Raw genomic sequence first — 13,325 nt, 5'->3', positions numbered from 1 at the left:
TGCGCCATTCTGGAAAAGCGGTACGCGCAATCTCACAATTGCCAGTTGGTCAGCGCAGCGGCAGCCCCAACTCGGCGATCGCCGGCTGCATCGCGCCCAGCCGCCAGCGGACGGTGCCAACATCACGCCAGGCTTGGGCCAGATTGTAGCCACGCAGCCCCGCTTCCCAATCCATGGGCACGCGGATCTCTTTCAGCTTCACGGTGAATTCCGCCTGATTCAGGTCCAGGCCCACTTCGTGGCCCCAGAAGGCCGTGACGCGCATCAGCCCCTTCTCCAGTCGCTTCGGATTGATATGCCGGGTGACCGCGACATTGGCCCACATGGACTGGATGCGGCCCCAATTGGGCGCGACGATGCGACCACCCTCGTTGATGAATGGTAGCCAGCGCTCCTGGCCCTGGGCATCGCGGTAGGTGATGCCGAGAATCTGGTTGTAGCCCTGGAAGTGGTCGTGCATGTACAGGGCATGGGGCGTGATGCCGAGGAAGGTATGGGATAGCAGCAAAACCGCGTTGCTGGCGGCCTCCAGCACCTGCCCCGCCTCCGAGGTCGCATGGCCCTCGTTGAGCCGGTAGACGATGCCGAAGTGGATAGTGCTGTTCAACTGGAGCAGGATCACCAGCACCAAGAACTTGGCGATTCGCCCCGCCATCTGCCGCGGTGTGCCGATCTTCTGCGCAAGATAACGGGCCAGCAGATCGTCCTCCGGGCGCGGTGCCGGCGGCGCACAGCTCAGGTCGCACACGATGCGCGCGCGGTTGTCGGCGATGCGCCGGTAGACGGCCTTGCCGATCTGATAGAAGCCCGGGAATCGCATCAGCCAGGCCAATGGCGCCGGGTAGACCATGGCCCGCAGGATGCGGATATAGGTGTCCAAGCCCTGGTACAGCCGCCCCGAGGCATCCAGGGCATAGATATCCTTGAGCAGATGCTCATCGGCGATGCCTTCCAGTTGCCGGTAATCGCGGGCGTGGCTCTGCAATCCTTTGAAGTCCACCGCCTTGAGGACATCGAAATGTCCGATGACGATGGCGGTGCGGTTACACAGCGGGCATTGCTGGTCATAGAACACCGTCACCTTCGGCTTCCGGCAGCGGACTAACCCGCCCAGACCGCGCCACCAGGCGAAAGGCACCAGCAGCGCATATTGCACCAGCATGCCGAAGCCAAAGGGATAGATGTTCAGGGAAAGAATGATCCCGGTGTGGAAGCTCGCCCCGATGAGCAAGAGGGGAACGCGAAAGCGACGGAACCAGAACAGGGGCAGAAAGGCAAACTGGAAGGCAATGAGGGTGTAACCGATCACCTGCTCCGCCAGCTTGTTCTCCAGCAGCCAACTCATGTCCAGGCCCGACATGTAATAGGGCATAGTGGGCGGCAACCAGGAACCCATGCCGTTGCGCCAGAATTCCGCCGACAGCTTGTGGATGCCGGCGTCTAGGTAGAGCAGCCCCATCAGGACAGCCAGGGGCAGGTAATAGGCCAGGACCGGCACCGTATCCGGCGGCTGGTAACGGTATCCCGGCGATGAAAACTTAAGCTTGCGGCGCAGATTGTCCAGGGACAGGGCCCGGTCCGCCGGCAGGAACATGAGGAAGAAGCTGGAGCCGATCATGAACTGATCGAAGCCGCCGTCGAACTCCTCCCACATGGGGGTGAAGCCCACGAAGATGAGCCAGAGCAGGTAGTTGGCCACCGCGGCGAAGCGGGTGCGGTAACCCAGGCTTAGGCAGAGCGCCACGGCCGCCCACAGCACCAGGAACAGGTGCACTACCGGCGAGGCCTGGTCAATGAAAGGCACCGGATCGAAGATGAAGTGGCGAAAATACAGCAGGAACAGGATCTCCTGCAGCGCCACCAATCCGAACAGCATGCGGAACACCCCGAGCCCCGTGGCCGGAACCTGCTTTTCCAGACCCTGGACGATGAGCGCACGCAGCTTTCTGATCATGGATACTAAAGCCTCAAATTTTGCATGGTTTTAAGTCCGCAAGCTTTCCACGGGCGGTAGCCCGCAGAGACAGCCCGGGAGATTCAGACGCTGGAGACAGGCTCCAAGGCGCGAAGAGGAGCGGAGCCCAGCCCCGCTCTCTCGCGGCCGACGGCAGGGTGCGCCGAGGAAAGCGCTTCGCCCTGCGACGGACGGGTTTTATTTCACCCGCATCAGCGGCTTGCCTTCGCTGCCGAAACGGCACAGGCCGCCGGAGAAATAGCGGGCGCAGTCCTGAGACTCTTCGATCTGGGCCTCGTCGCCGGAGAGATGGATCTTGAGCTCACAGTAATGGGCCTCGCCCTGCGCCTGCTTTTTCAGAACCAGTTCGTTCTCGCTGACAACTTTCGCCTCGCCGGCGATTTCAATGGAACACGGCTTGTCTTTCTCAATAGACGAAGGATCGAAATCCACGTCGATAAGCACGTTGGTGTCGCCCTTCTGCTTGGTGATCTTCAGGTGCTGAACGTGATCGCCGTCCCTGCGGACGTAGTGCTCGGCGCTGGCCAGCGCGCCGACGGAGAACAGCATTCCCAGTGCCAAGACGATTGCTTTTTTCATAGTTGTTTTCCTAGTCGACGGATTACGGTTAACTGGGCCGCTGTAAGCGGCCAGGGCCTGTCGCGGCCGGCGTTCACGGCCGCGGGACAATGATTGAGGATAACCCAACCCGCTTACGCGAGTCGACACAGTGACTCAGTCACGCAGCAGTTCGTTGATGCCCACCTTGCCGCGGGTCTTCTCGTCCACCTGCTTGATGATGACCGCGCAATACAGGCTGTGGCTGCCGTCCTTGGCGGGCAGGTTACCGGAGACCACCACCGAGCCCGCGGGAATGCGGCCATAGCTGATTTCGCCGGTCATGCGGTTGTAGATCTTGGTGCTCTGTCCGATGTAGACACCCATGGAGATCACCGAGCCTTCCTCCACCACCACGCCTTCCACCACCTCCGAGCGGGCGCCGATGAAGCAGTTGTCCTCGATGATGGTGGGGCCGGCCTGCAAGGGCTCCAGCACGCCGCCAATACCGACGCCGCCGCTAAGATGAACGTTCTTGCCGATCTGGGCGCAGGAGCCGACGGTAGCCCAAGTGTCGACCATGGTGCCCTCATCCACATAGGCGCCGATGTTGACATAGGACGGCATCAGCACCGTGTTGCGGCCGATGAAGGCACCCTTGCGCACGATGGCGTTGGGCACCACGCGTGCGCCGGTCTGGCGGAAGTCTTCCGGCGAGAAGCTGCCGAACTTGGGCTCCACCTTGTCGTAGTACTTGGTCGGGCCGCCATCCATGACGCGGTTGTCATTGATGCGGAAGGACAGCAGCACAGCCTTCTTCAGCCATTGGTTGACCACCCACTGGCCGTCCACCTTCTCCGCCACCCTGCGCTCGCCCTTGTCCAGCAGGTTTAGGGAAGTTTCCACGGCGTCACGGATTTCTGCGCTGCAACTGGAGGGCGACAATTCGGACCGGTTCTCGAAGGCCTGATTGATGATGTTTTCTAGGGACATGGGTTTTCTCGTTTACCTTAGAACATTGGACGGGAATGGGCCGCCTGATTTGCGCGCAGCCGACGCTAAAGGGATTTCACGAAGCTGACCAGGCGCCGGGCCGCCTCCGCGCATTCATCCAGGGGCGCCACCAAGGCCAGGCGCACATGATCCCTACCCGGATTGATGCCGCCGCTCTCCCGCGACAAATAACCGCCCGGAACCACGGTGACATGCTCCTGCGCAAACAGGTCGCGGGCGAAGGACTCGCCATCCACGGGGGTCTGCGGCCACAGGTAAAAGCCGGCGGGGGGCCTTTCCACCTTCAGCACCCCGGCCAGCAGGCCGTGCACCGCCTCGAACTTACGCCGGTAGAGTTCACGGTTTTCGCGCACGTGGGCCTCGTCGGACCACGCCGCGATGCTCGCCTGCTGCACCGGCAAGGACATGGCGCAACCGTGGTAGGTGCGGTAGAGCAGGAATGCCTTCAGGATTTCCGCGTCACCCGCCACGAACCCGGAACGCAGGCCCGGCGCGTTTGAGCGCTTGGACAGGCTGTGGAACACGACGCAGCGGCTGAAATCGGTGAGCCCCATGTTGTATGCGGTCTGCAGCAGGCCCGGTGGAGGGCTGGCTTCATCCGCGTAAAGCTCGGAATAGCACTCGTCCGAGGCGATGATGAAATCGTGGCGCTGAGCCAGTTCGATCAAGCGCCGCAGGGTATCCTCGCCCATCACCGCGCCCGTGGGATTGCCCGGCGAGCAGATATAGAGGAGTTGGCAACGCGCCCAAACGGACTCGGGCACGGCGTCGAAATCAGGCAGATAGCCCGTCTCGCGCGTCGTGTTCAGGAAATAGGGCTCCGCACCCGCCAACAGGGCTGCCCCCTCGTAGATCTGGTAGAAGGGATTGGGCATCGCCACCAGCGGGCCTTCAGCCCGATTGACCACGCACTGGGCGAAGGCAAACAAGGCCTCGCGGGTGCCATTCACCGGGAGCACATGCCGCTCGGGATCAAGAATCTCAGCCGGGATTTGGAAACGCTGCGACAGCCAGGCGCAAATCGCCTCTCGCAGACCCGGCGCGCCCTTGGTGCTGGGGTAATTGCTCAGCCCGTGCAGGTGCGCAATCAGCGCCTCGCTGATGAAATGCGGTGTAGGATGCTGCGGCTCGCCGATGGACAGCGCGATGTGCGCCTTGTCCGCTGGCGGAGTCAACCCGAGTTTGAGGCGGGCAAGCTTCTCAAATGGATAGGGCTGGAGTCGGTCAAGATCGGGGTTCATGGCAAAACGGAGTTGCCCCGACGGCACGACGTGAGGCACAGATTCTCAAAAGATCGGGGATTATACGGGATGAGCGGAAAAATTTCCTGCGAGTTCAAGAGCCCAGCAAACCATGCAGCCTTGGCCACTCGAAACAGGGACCGGGATCGGTCTTGCGCCCCGGCGCGATTTCGCTGTGCCCGGCGATGCGCTCGGTCGAAAGGCTTGGATAGTGCGCGCAGAGCGCCCGGATGAGGCTGGCCAATTGCCCATACTGGTCTTCGGTGTAGGGTAGGGTGTCGGTGCCTTCAAGCTCTATTCCGATGGAGAAATCGTTGCAGACTGATCGGCCGCGATATTCCGAGACGCCGGCGTGCCAAGCACGGCGATGAAAAGGCACGAACTGTATCACCTCACCGTCGCGGCGGATGAAGGCATGGGCCGCCACGCGCAGATTCCGGATGGTGTCGTAGTAGGGATGAACGCCCTCTGGCAGGGTATTGGTGAATAGGCGCTCGACGCCGTCGCCGCCGAATTCGCCCGGAGGCAGACTGATGCCGTGCACCACGATCAGGCTGACGTCCTCCGGATCGGGGCGCTCGTCATGATTGGGCGAGGGAATGTGACGCACCCCTTCCAGCCAGCCGGCTTGAATCATTGGCTCCGGCATGTTCACCAGCCTCCCGGAGGCACCGCCAGCCACTGATAGATGCTGCGGTAGATGCATAGCGGCAACAACAGGCTGTCCAGGGCAAAGCTCAGTGGCAGGTCGGCCAGGGGATAGCCGGGGCGCTGTAGTTTATAGCGCTCTATATAGGCGTCATCATGCTGCCATGCGGCAACGTCCAGGCGCACGCCGCTGTAGATGCGCGGTGCGTCCGCCCTAGGCCCGTCGTGGGACAGGAAGGTACCGCACGCGCTCAACAACGGCGCCAGGCATAAGCACAACAGGGCCAATCGTCCTCGCCGCGCCAAGGTGCTGACGTTATTGTCCGTCCAGGATCAGTCCCAGCGGGTCCATGTCGATCTTCTCCAGGCGCTGGCGCACCCGTCGCTGAAAGGCCGGGGAATCGTGGGTGCCGGGAACGTAATGCGGCACACCATCGTGGCCGAAACTGAAGTCGTCCTTGCACTCCGAGGCATCCACATCGCCGAAGATCATGGCCGCATAGCGGTATTCCGGATGCGGGTCGAAACCCAGGGACTTTGCGTAACGCACGGCGTCTTCCAGGAGCTTGCGCACGGCGGCAGGGTCGCGGGCGACGAACTCCTCCTCCGAAGCATGCATGAAGTCCTTGAGGTTCGCCTGGTAGGCTTCCGCCGTATCGATGCCGAACATGACGTCCTTGACCCCCAGACAATAGGTGTCGAGCAGGAACACGCTCACTGCGTAGTGGCCGTTGGGCAACCGTCGGCTGAACCAGATGGAGCCCAGGCCGACGTCGAACAAGCCCACCGGGCTGAACACGTCGGCGATGGGCGAGCGCGCCGCCGCGATCCACTCCGGTGCCAGGCCCATAGTCGATCCGGCGCCCTGGGCCTTGCGCAGGTCCTTGCGCTTGGCGGATTTCTTGGCGCGCTTTTTTTGCAGGGCCTTGGAACTCAGGGCCATGGATGGGTTCTCCTCGAGATGTTGTTCAGGCTTTGCGATACACTTCGGCGCCGCTCTTCACGAACTGCTCCGACATTTCCGCCATGCCCTGCTCCAGGGCCTCCTTCTCATCCAGGCCATGGTCCCGGGCATAGTCGCGCACATCCTGGGTGATCTTCATAGAACAGAAATGCGGGCCGCACATGGAGCAGAAGTGAGCTTGCTTGGCGCCTTCCTGGGGCAGGGTCTCGTCATGGAATTCAAGGGCCTTTTCAGGGTCCAGCGACAGATTGAACTGATCCTGCCAGCGGAACTCGAAGCGCGCTTTGGACAAGGCATTGTCCCGCGCCTGCGCACCGGGATGGCCCTTGGCCAGATCCGCCGCGTGGGCGGCAATCTTGTAGGCGATGATGCCGTCGCGCACGTCCTGCTTGTTGGGCAGCCCCAAGTGCTCCTTGGGCGTGACGTAGCACAGCATGGCCGTGCCGTACCAACCGATCATGGCCGCGCCAATGGCGGATGTGATGTGATCATAGCCGGGGGCAATGTCGGTGGTCAGCGGCCCCAGGGTATAGAAGGGCGCCTCGTGGCAATGCTTGAGCTGCTCATCCATATTGGCCTTGATCATGTGCATGGGCACATGGCCGGGGCCTTCGATCATGACCTGCACATCGTGCTTCCAGGCGATCTGGGTCAGTTCGCCCAGGGTGCGGAGTTCCGCGAACTGCGCCTCGTCATTGGCATCGGCGATGGAACCGGGCCTCAGGCCATCGCCCAGTGAGAAGGCCACGTCATAGGCCTTCATGATCTCGCAGATATCCTCGAAATGGGTATAGAGGAAACTCTCCTTGTGATGAGCCAGGCACCATTTGGCCATGATGGAGCCGCCACGGGACACGATGCCCGTGGTGCGCTTGGCGGTCAGCGGGATAAAGGGCAGACGGATGCCGGCATGGATGGTGAAATAATCCACCCCCTGCTCCGCCTGCTCGATCAGCGTGTCGCGGAAGATCTCCCAGGTCAGTTCCTCGGCCTTGCCGTCCACCTTCTCAAGAGCTTGGTAAATGGGCACGGTGCCGATGGGAACCGGTGAATTGCGGATGATCCACTCGCGGGTCTCATGGATGTTCTTCCCCGTGGACAGATCCATCACCGTGTCGCCGCCCCAGCGGATGGCCCACAGCATCTTTTCCACTTCCTCCTCGATGGAGGAACTCACCGCCGAATTACCCAGGTTGCAGTTAATCTTCACCAGGAAATTGCGGCCGATGATCATCGGCTCGGATTCCGGATGATTGATGTTGTTGGGGATGATGGCCCGGCCCCGGGCCACTTCGTCGCGGACGAACTCCGGGGTGATGAGTTTGGGGATGGACGCGCCGAAGGATTCGCCCGGATGCTGGAAGCGGTACATCTCCGCCACGGCCTCCAGTTTTTGATTCTCCCGGATGGCGATGAATTCCATCTCAGGAGTAACGATCCCTTTGCGGGCGTAATGCATCTGGGTGACATTGGCGCCGGCCTTGGCCCGGCGCGGACTGCGGATATGCTCGAAGCGCATGTGAGCCAGGGCCGGATCGTGCTGCCGTTGATGCCCGTAGCTGGAACTGGGACCGCTCAACTGCTCGGTGTCGCCGCGCGCTGCGATCCAGTTCTCCCGGAGGGCCGGCAGGCCTTCGCGCAAATCGACCGAGACGGTGGGGTCGGTGTAGGGCCCGGACGTGTCGTAGACATAGACGGGCGGGTTTTTTTCCACACCGAGCTTGCCGGGCGTGTCCGACTGGGACACCTTGCGCATGGGCACCCGGACGCCCGGCTGGCCCCCCTCAACGTACACCTTTTCCGAGGCCGCGAAGGGTTGGATGGAGGCCTTCTTGGCGGTAACTGCCTCGTGGAGGAACTCTTGGGGAACTGCGCTCATCGCTTTCTCCTGGATGGGAAACGGAAAAAGGGGGCGCAACGAGACGACTTCAGTCCTTCAATGCTTGAGGACGGGCTTTCCTACGCCGGCATTAACCGGGTCAGGTTCGAAGGGTGTCTCTCAGCCCCTGCCCTCACCAAACCGGCGAATCAGACAGAAGCACCCCCAGCCTTTCGGGACGCTTACGCTAAAGCATCGGACCGGAATTTGCAAGAAACCCCAACGATCCCGCGGCTTGAGCACGGACTAAAGCCCGCAAACACAGGAGAATTGGTTTATTGATCAGGCGCCAAATACCCTCCGGGTATTTCGGGCCGACGCCAAGGTCGTTACGCGCCCGACCTTGGCTGACGCGGCCTATGGCCGCGCCGGGGCATCCGTGCCCCGCATTAACCCGGCCACTTAGGGCCGGGTTAATAGTAGGTCGCTTAAAGAACGTGGCGGAGCCGCCAGAGGAAGTTGACAAGACGACGGAGCATCAGTCAGCGACAAAGTAATAAGGCTCACAAAATCAAGGCAGCTGACGATTGCCAGTCGCTACGTCTATTCAAGCCTGGCCAGAGGCAATGCACGAGCCACCAGCGCCACACCGCCTCCGGAACCTCGGGCAGGAAATGCGATTTCAGCAATGGGTCCAGACGGGTCTGAACTTCAAAGCCGTGAAATGCCCTGATCTTGGCAAGCGTTACCGGACCGTCGACTGCTTCGTCAACCGGCGGAGCAATAACCACGTAAACTTGCTTTTCCAGGTCATCACTCAGCGAGAAGACAGCCCGGGATTTGCGCACTGGCGCCCGCGCCATGAGCGTCCCTGTCGCATCAAACATATAGGCTTGAATTTCAACCAGGATTCCGTGTACACCCTCGAAGGAGACAACAAGAGACACTTGACGAGCTTCACTTTGGGGCCGCGGATTCATGTTCATCGGGATCATGCCTATGCTGTCTGTTTGGGCAACGCGGGGCGAGGTGAATTCAACCCGCGGCGGTTGATGCCCTTGCAGGGTAAACGGGCCGCGCTCCCGATTTCTGTGAAATATTTACCATAGACCTGTAGCGTATTACCCTCCCGTGATGGGGAGAACAGACATAGGTGGCTCAAGCAACGGTGATGGATTACAGCAAGCAGGGTAGTTCCGGCTACGCCAACAAAGTCGGATACCGCAAGACTCCAGGTGGTTTAGCGACGTACGGTGCGACGGCGCCGAAGCCCCGGGGGAGTGTAGGCGCCCAGGATTGCGCTGGTGCTACATGTGTCTTGCGGCGAGCTTCCATGCGCAGCGGTTCAGCGGCAAATCCTAGCCCCCTTAAATCCCCCGGCGCGCTCCCCGTCTTCAGCCAATTGTACTGACCCGTGCCCAGCAATCTGAAAAGGCATCTGTTCGGACTGTTTCTGGGTCTCAGCGCAGCGCTGTTCGGGCTGACACCCGTCGCGTCGGTCCTAGAGGAAATGAGTGGGCTGGATTTTTTGTTCTGGTTGCGCGGAGCCATTCAGCCTCCTGCCGAAGTGGTGACCATAGGGATCGACCGCAACTCCTCCCTCGCCCTCGGAGCCGGCGATGATCCGGCCCGATGGCCCCGTTCCCTGCACGCGCAAGCGGTGCGCCGACTTCACGCGGCGGGAGCCGACCTGATTGCCTTCGATATCGTCTTTGGCGATGCTCACCCGGAAGAAGATAAAGAACTGGCCGCGGCCATTCGCGAAGCTGGCAATGTGGTACTCGCCGACTTCCTCAAGCTCAGGCACCTTCAAGGGGACGTCTATGCGGAGTCGCTGGAGCAACCGGTTTCCGAACTCGCCGACAGCGCTGTCGCATCAGCGCCATTTCTTCTAGTACAAGGCGCCAAAGCCAACCGTTTTCTTACCCTGCATGGCGAACAGGGTGAGCGCCCCACATTGCCCATGATCCTGCTTCAGCTTCGGCTGGCCATGGCCGGCGGTAAAGCGCTGCTCTCCGCCGCAGCGGCAGACTGGGAGGGTTCGGCTGGCCACGGTGGAACCGTTCCGCTTGATCGCTTGACGAAGACCCTGCTGGAACAGCCCGAGTTGTTGCGCCGGGAAGGGACTGACACCCAGGCAGGACACCAGCTACAGGCACTGGCTGAGAGCTATGCCGGCAATCCGATCCGTTATTTCAATCACTATGGCCCGGCCGGGACCATCACGCGAATACCTTATCACCAGTTGGTCGAGGGCGACGTGGACCCGGACTTGGCGTCCATGCTGCACGGCAAGGTCGTGCTGGTAGGGTTCACCGAGAATTTCCAGCCCAACACCACTGAAGGAATCTATTATTCCCCATTCTCGCCGGTAAGTTCGCTCGAACTGGCCGCGACCGCCGTCGCGAATCTTCTGGAAAACCGCCAGGTCCGACCGTTCTTTGATGACCAGAAGCAATTCCTGTGGCTACTGTTCTGGGGCTATTTGCTTGGCCTGCTGAGTCAGTCCCGCGCCGTCAGCACAGGCAGCCTGCAGATCATTTTGGCCGCCACCGCCTATTTGGTCCTGGCGGCGATGCTGTTCAAGTCCAGAGGACTGTGGATACCGATATCGATACCCCTTTTCTGGGAAATTCCAGTCGCTCTACTCGCTTGTCTGGTGGGCAACTACATGACCCGCGCGCGCGAGCACCGAAAGATCCACTCTGTGATACGCCGCTTCATACCGGTGGACGTCGCCAGTCAGTTGATCCACCCGGAGAGCCACGTCCATTGGGACGGACGCCTGACGTTCGGGGTATGCCTGGCCACCGATGCCGGCCAGTACACGGCACTGGCGGAGAGCATGCCGCCCATGGCTCTGGGCGAACTCATGAACCGTTACTATGCCTGTGTTTTCCCTGCCGTTACGGGAAACCAGGGCTGGGTATCCGATGTGGTAGGCGACGCCATGATGGCAATCTGGACCGGCGAGGACGGCAACCTCGACCTTCGCCGACGCGCTCTCTCTGCGGCGCTGGAAATCCGCCAGGCCCTGTCGGCTTTTGAGCAAGACAACGGAATCGTGCTGCCCATTCGCATGGGCCTGCATTGTGGCGAGATGCGCGTCGGCTTCGTCGGCGCGAGCGACCACGGCGAATACCGCGCGGTGGGCGATACCGTCAACACCGCCGCTCGGCTGGAGGCGCTCAACAAACTGCTGGGCACACACATTCTGCTGGCAGAGGGTCTGACCCAGGGCATTGATGGCTTCCTGGTGCGGCGCCTGGGTTCATTTCTGCTGGCAGGCAAAGTCCAACCGGTTTCCGTGGTCGAACTGCTTTGCCAGAAACAGGAGGCACCGGAACATCTGCCGTTGATGATCGATCGATTCGAGGGGGCCTTGGAGCTCTATCAGAGAGGCGAATGGAGCGATGCGCTGGCTAAATTTGCCTTGCTGGCGATTGAATACCCGGAAGATGGACCCACCCGCTTTTACCGGGATGCCGCCGCCGCCCGCATAAGCGATCCAGAAGGCGGACCGCCAGGCAGCGCCATCGTCACATCGAAGACGGCACCGGCGCATCCCGTCTGATCGACACGCTTGAATTGGGAAGGACGAGGGGCATAGAATCCCCGAAGGCGACAGGGAAAACGGAAGAGGATGCCAGTGATTCGCCGAATCTCGTTGACTCGTTTGCTCCTTGCAGGCTTTGCCGGGCTGGTTGCCGCGGAAGAGGCTGGAGGCGCGTGCACCGAAGCAGTCGCACGCCTGGTCGTCATACAAGGTGCTGTCCAGAGCCAAGGCGCGCGTGGGGACTGGCACCCAGCCGCCAACGCCGAGAAGCTGTGCGCCGGAGACCGGGTGCGTACGCTGGAGCGCAGCCGTGCGACCCTGCAGCTGAATGACGAGACTTATCTCTCCCTGGATCAGCGCACCACCATCGTGCTTTCGGGGCTGAACGCCCGCATGCCCTCCTGGCTGGATCTGCTGAAAGGCGCGATCTACCTGCGCAGCCGCACCCCCAGTTCCCTCGACGTCAAGACTCCCTTCATCAACGCCGCCATCAAGGGCACCGAGTTCCTGGTCGCCAGCGGCGAGGCCGAAGGCCAGGTCACTGTCTTCGAAGGCCGGGTCGAGGCCTCCAACCCCAAGGGCTCGGTGACCCTCGACTCCGGACAGACCGCCACCGCTCAGGCCGGACAGGCACCGCTGCGCAAGATTGTCATCGCCCCCGAGGACGCCGTGCAGTGGGCGCTGTACTATCCGCCCCTGATCGACCTGGCCACCCTGCGCAAGGCCGCGGCAGACCCCGCCGTCAAGCGCGCCGCATCCCTTTACCTCGCCGGCGACAGCCTCGGCGCCCTGCGCGAGTTGGAAGCCGACGGCAGCGCCCATGTGGCATTGCGCGCCTCCCTGCTGCTGAGCCTAGGCCGCCTCGACGAGGCCCAGCCCCTGATCGCCCAGATTCCCAAGGCCGAATTGGGCCAAGCCCAAGCCCTGCGCTCTGTCATCGCCCTGACCCGCGGCGATAGACACCAGGCCCTGCTCCTGGCTGAGCAGGCCACCCAGGCACAGCCCGCCTCGCCCGTGCCCTGGACCGCCCTGTCCTATGTCCGTCAGGCCCAGTTCGATCTGCCGGGCGCCCTTGCCGCCGCGCAAAAGGCCGCCGAACTCGCCCCCGACAACGGCCTGGTCCAAACCCGGCTGGCGGAACTGCTGGACGCCACCGGCGACCGTCGTGGCGCTCACAAGGCCGCGCAGCGCGCCACCGAACTGAATCCGGCCCTCGCCCGCGGCTGGACCCTGCTCGGCTTCACCCAACTGGCCGACCTGGATAGTGATGCCGCGCAAACCAGCTTCGACACCGCCCTGAGGACCGATCCCAGCGACCCCCTGGCCCATTTCGGGCGGGGCTTGACACAGATTCGAGGGGGAGAACTGGAAGCCGGCACTGCGGAACTCGAACTCGCCGCCAGCCTTGATCCCAACGACAGCCTTACCCGCAGCTATGTGGGCAAAGCCTACTACGAGCAGAAGCGCTCCAAGCCCGCCCAGGGCCAGTACGACCTGGCCAAGCAATACGACCCCAAGGACCCCACCCCCTGGTTCTACGACGCCATCAAGAAACAGGCGGAAAATCGGCC

General features: G+C 61.9%; 11 protein-coding genes and 1 riboswitch. Of the genes, 2 read left to right on the top strand and 9 right to left on the bottom strand.

Features of this window, described 5'->3' with window-relative positions:
* Positions 1-49: 49 nt before the first annotated feature.
* From EK23_RS19510 to EK23_RS19470, 9 genes are all read right to left on the bottom strand, one after another.
* Positions 50-1,954: a DCC1-like thiol-disulfide oxidoreductase family protein gene (locus EK23_RS19510; RefSeq protein WP_045227086.1), complete on the bottom strand. Its 1,905-nt coding sequence runs from the start codon at positions 1,952-1,954 to the stop codon at positions 50-52.
* Between the two features lie 198 nt (positions 1,955-2,152).
* Positions 2,153-2,554: a hypothetical protein gene (locus tag EK23_RS19505; protein ID WP_045227085.1), complete on the bottom strand. Its 402-nt coding sequence runs from the start codon at positions 2,552-2,554 to the stop codon at positions 2,153-2,155.
* Between the two features lie 135 nt (positions 2,555-2,689).
* Positions 2,690-3,505: a 2,3,4,5-tetrahydropyridine-2,6-dicarboxylate N-succinyltransferase gene (dapD, locus tag EK23_RS19500; protein ID WP_045227084.1), complete on the bottom strand. Its 816-nt coding sequence runs from the start codon at positions 3,503-3,505 to the stop codon at positions 2,690-2,692.
* A gap of 65 nt (positions 3,506-3,570) precedes the next feature.
* A complete protein-coding gene (gene dapC / locus EK23_RS19495; RefSeq protein ID WP_045227083.1) occupies positions 3,571-4,767 on the bottom strand; it encodes a succinyldiaminopimelate transaminase in 1,197 nt (398 codons plus the stop codon).
* Positions 4,768-4,861: 94 nt separating this feature from the next.
* Positions 4,862-5,416 (bottom strand): 1,6-anhydro-N-acetylmuramyl-L-alanine amidase AmpD, encoded by a 555-nt coding sequence (ampD, locus tag EK23_RS19490; protein ID WP_045227082.1) that lies wholly within the window; start codon positions 5,414-5,416, stop codon positions 4,862-4,864.
* A 2-nt stretch (positions 5,417-5,418) separates the two neighbouring features.
* The gene (locus EK23_RS19485) at positions 5,419-5,670 is read right to left on the bottom strand and encodes a YceK/YidQ family lipoprotein (RefSeq protein ID WP_052808372.1); all 252 of its coding nucleotides are present in this window, start codon (positions 5,668-5,670) and stop codon (positions 5,419-5,421) included.
* 61 nt (positions 5,671-5,731) lie between these two features.
* Positions 5,732-6,358 carry a hypothetical protein gene (locus EK23_RS19480; protein ID WP_045227080.1) on the bottom strand — a complete coding sequence of 209 codons (627 nt, stop codon included), beginning with the start codon at positions 6,356-6,358 and terminating at the stop codon, positions 5,732-5,734.
* Between the two features lie 25 nt (positions 6,359-6,383).
* On the bottom strand, positions 6,384-8,258 hold the full coding sequence (thiC, locus tag EK23_RS19475; protein ID WP_045227079.1) for a phosphomethylpyrimidine synthase ThiC: 1,875 nt from the start codon (positions 8,256-8,258) through the stop codon (positions 6,384-6,386).
* A 60-nt stretch (positions 8,259-8,318) separates the two neighbouring features.
* A riboswitch (TPP riboswitch) is annotated at positions 8,319-8,435 on the bottom strand.
* 326 nt (positions 8,436-8,761) lie between these two features.
* The gene (locus EK23_RS19470) at positions 8,762-9,193 is read right to left on the bottom strand and encodes a hypothetical protein (protein ID WP_145998748.1); all 432 of its coding nucleotides are present in this window, start codon (positions 9,191-9,193) and stop codon (positions 8,762-8,764) included.
* A gap of 419 nt (positions 9,194-9,612) precedes the next feature.
* Here EK23_RS19470 and EK23_RS19465 point away from each other — a divergent pair, with 419 nt between their 5' ends.
* Both EK23_RS19465 and EK23_RS19460 read left to right on the top strand, forming a co-directional pair.
* Positions 9,613-11,772, top strand: coding sequence for a CHASE2 domain-containing protein (locus EK23_RS19465; RefSeq protein ID WP_045227077.1), 2,160 nt, complete (start codon positions 9,613-9,615; stop codon positions 11,770-11,772).
* A 93-nt stretch (positions 11,773-11,865) separates the two neighbouring features.
* On the top strand, positions 11,866-13,325 hold a 1,460-nt coding region (locus tag EK23_RS19460; RefSeq protein ID WP_200892194.1), incomplete at its 3' end, for a FecR domain-containing protein.

The organism is Methyloterricola oryzae (assembly GCF_000934725.1).
Lineage (GTDB): Bacteria > Pseudomonadota > Gammaproteobacteria > Methylococcales > Methylococcaceae > Methyloterricola > Methyloterricola oryzae.
This window is presented reverse-complemented; position numbering and strand designations above follow the sequence as displayed.

Excerpts from the sequence above, each read along its gene's own strand:
- ampD (WP_045227082.1), bottom strand. The coding sequence starts at position 5,416 with ATGCCGGAGCCAATGATTCAAGCCGGCTGGCTGGAAGGGGTGCGTCAC.
- thiC (WP_045227079.1), bottom strand. The coding sequence starts at position 8,258 with ATGAGCGCAGTTCCCCAAGAGTTCCTCCACGAGGCAGTTACCGCCAAG.
- dapC (WP_045227083.1), bottom strand. The coding sequence starts at position 4,767 with ATGAACCCCGATCTTGACCGACTCCAGCCCTATCCATTTGAGAAGCTT.
- EK23_RS19470 (WP_145998748.1), bottom strand. The coding sequence starts at position 9,193 with ATGATCCCGATGAACATGAATCCGCGGCCCCAAAGTGAAGCTCGTCAA.
- dapD (WP_045227084.1), bottom strand. The coding sequence starts at position 3,505 with ATGTCCCTAGAAAACATCATCAATCAGGCCTTCGAGAACCGGTCCGAA.
- EK23_RS19505 (WP_045227085.1), bottom strand. The coding sequence starts at position 2,554 with ATGAAAAAAGCAATCGTCTTGGCACTGGGAATGCTGTTCTCCGTCGGC.
- EK23_RS19510 (WP_045227086.1), bottom strand. The coding sequence starts at position 1,954 with ATGATCAGAAAGCTGCGTGCGCTCATCGTCCAGGGTCTGGAAAAGCAG.
- EK23_RS19480 (WP_045227080.1), bottom strand. The coding sequence starts at position 6,358 with ATGGCCCTGAGTTCCAAGGCCCTGCAAAAAAAGCGCGCCAAGAAATCC.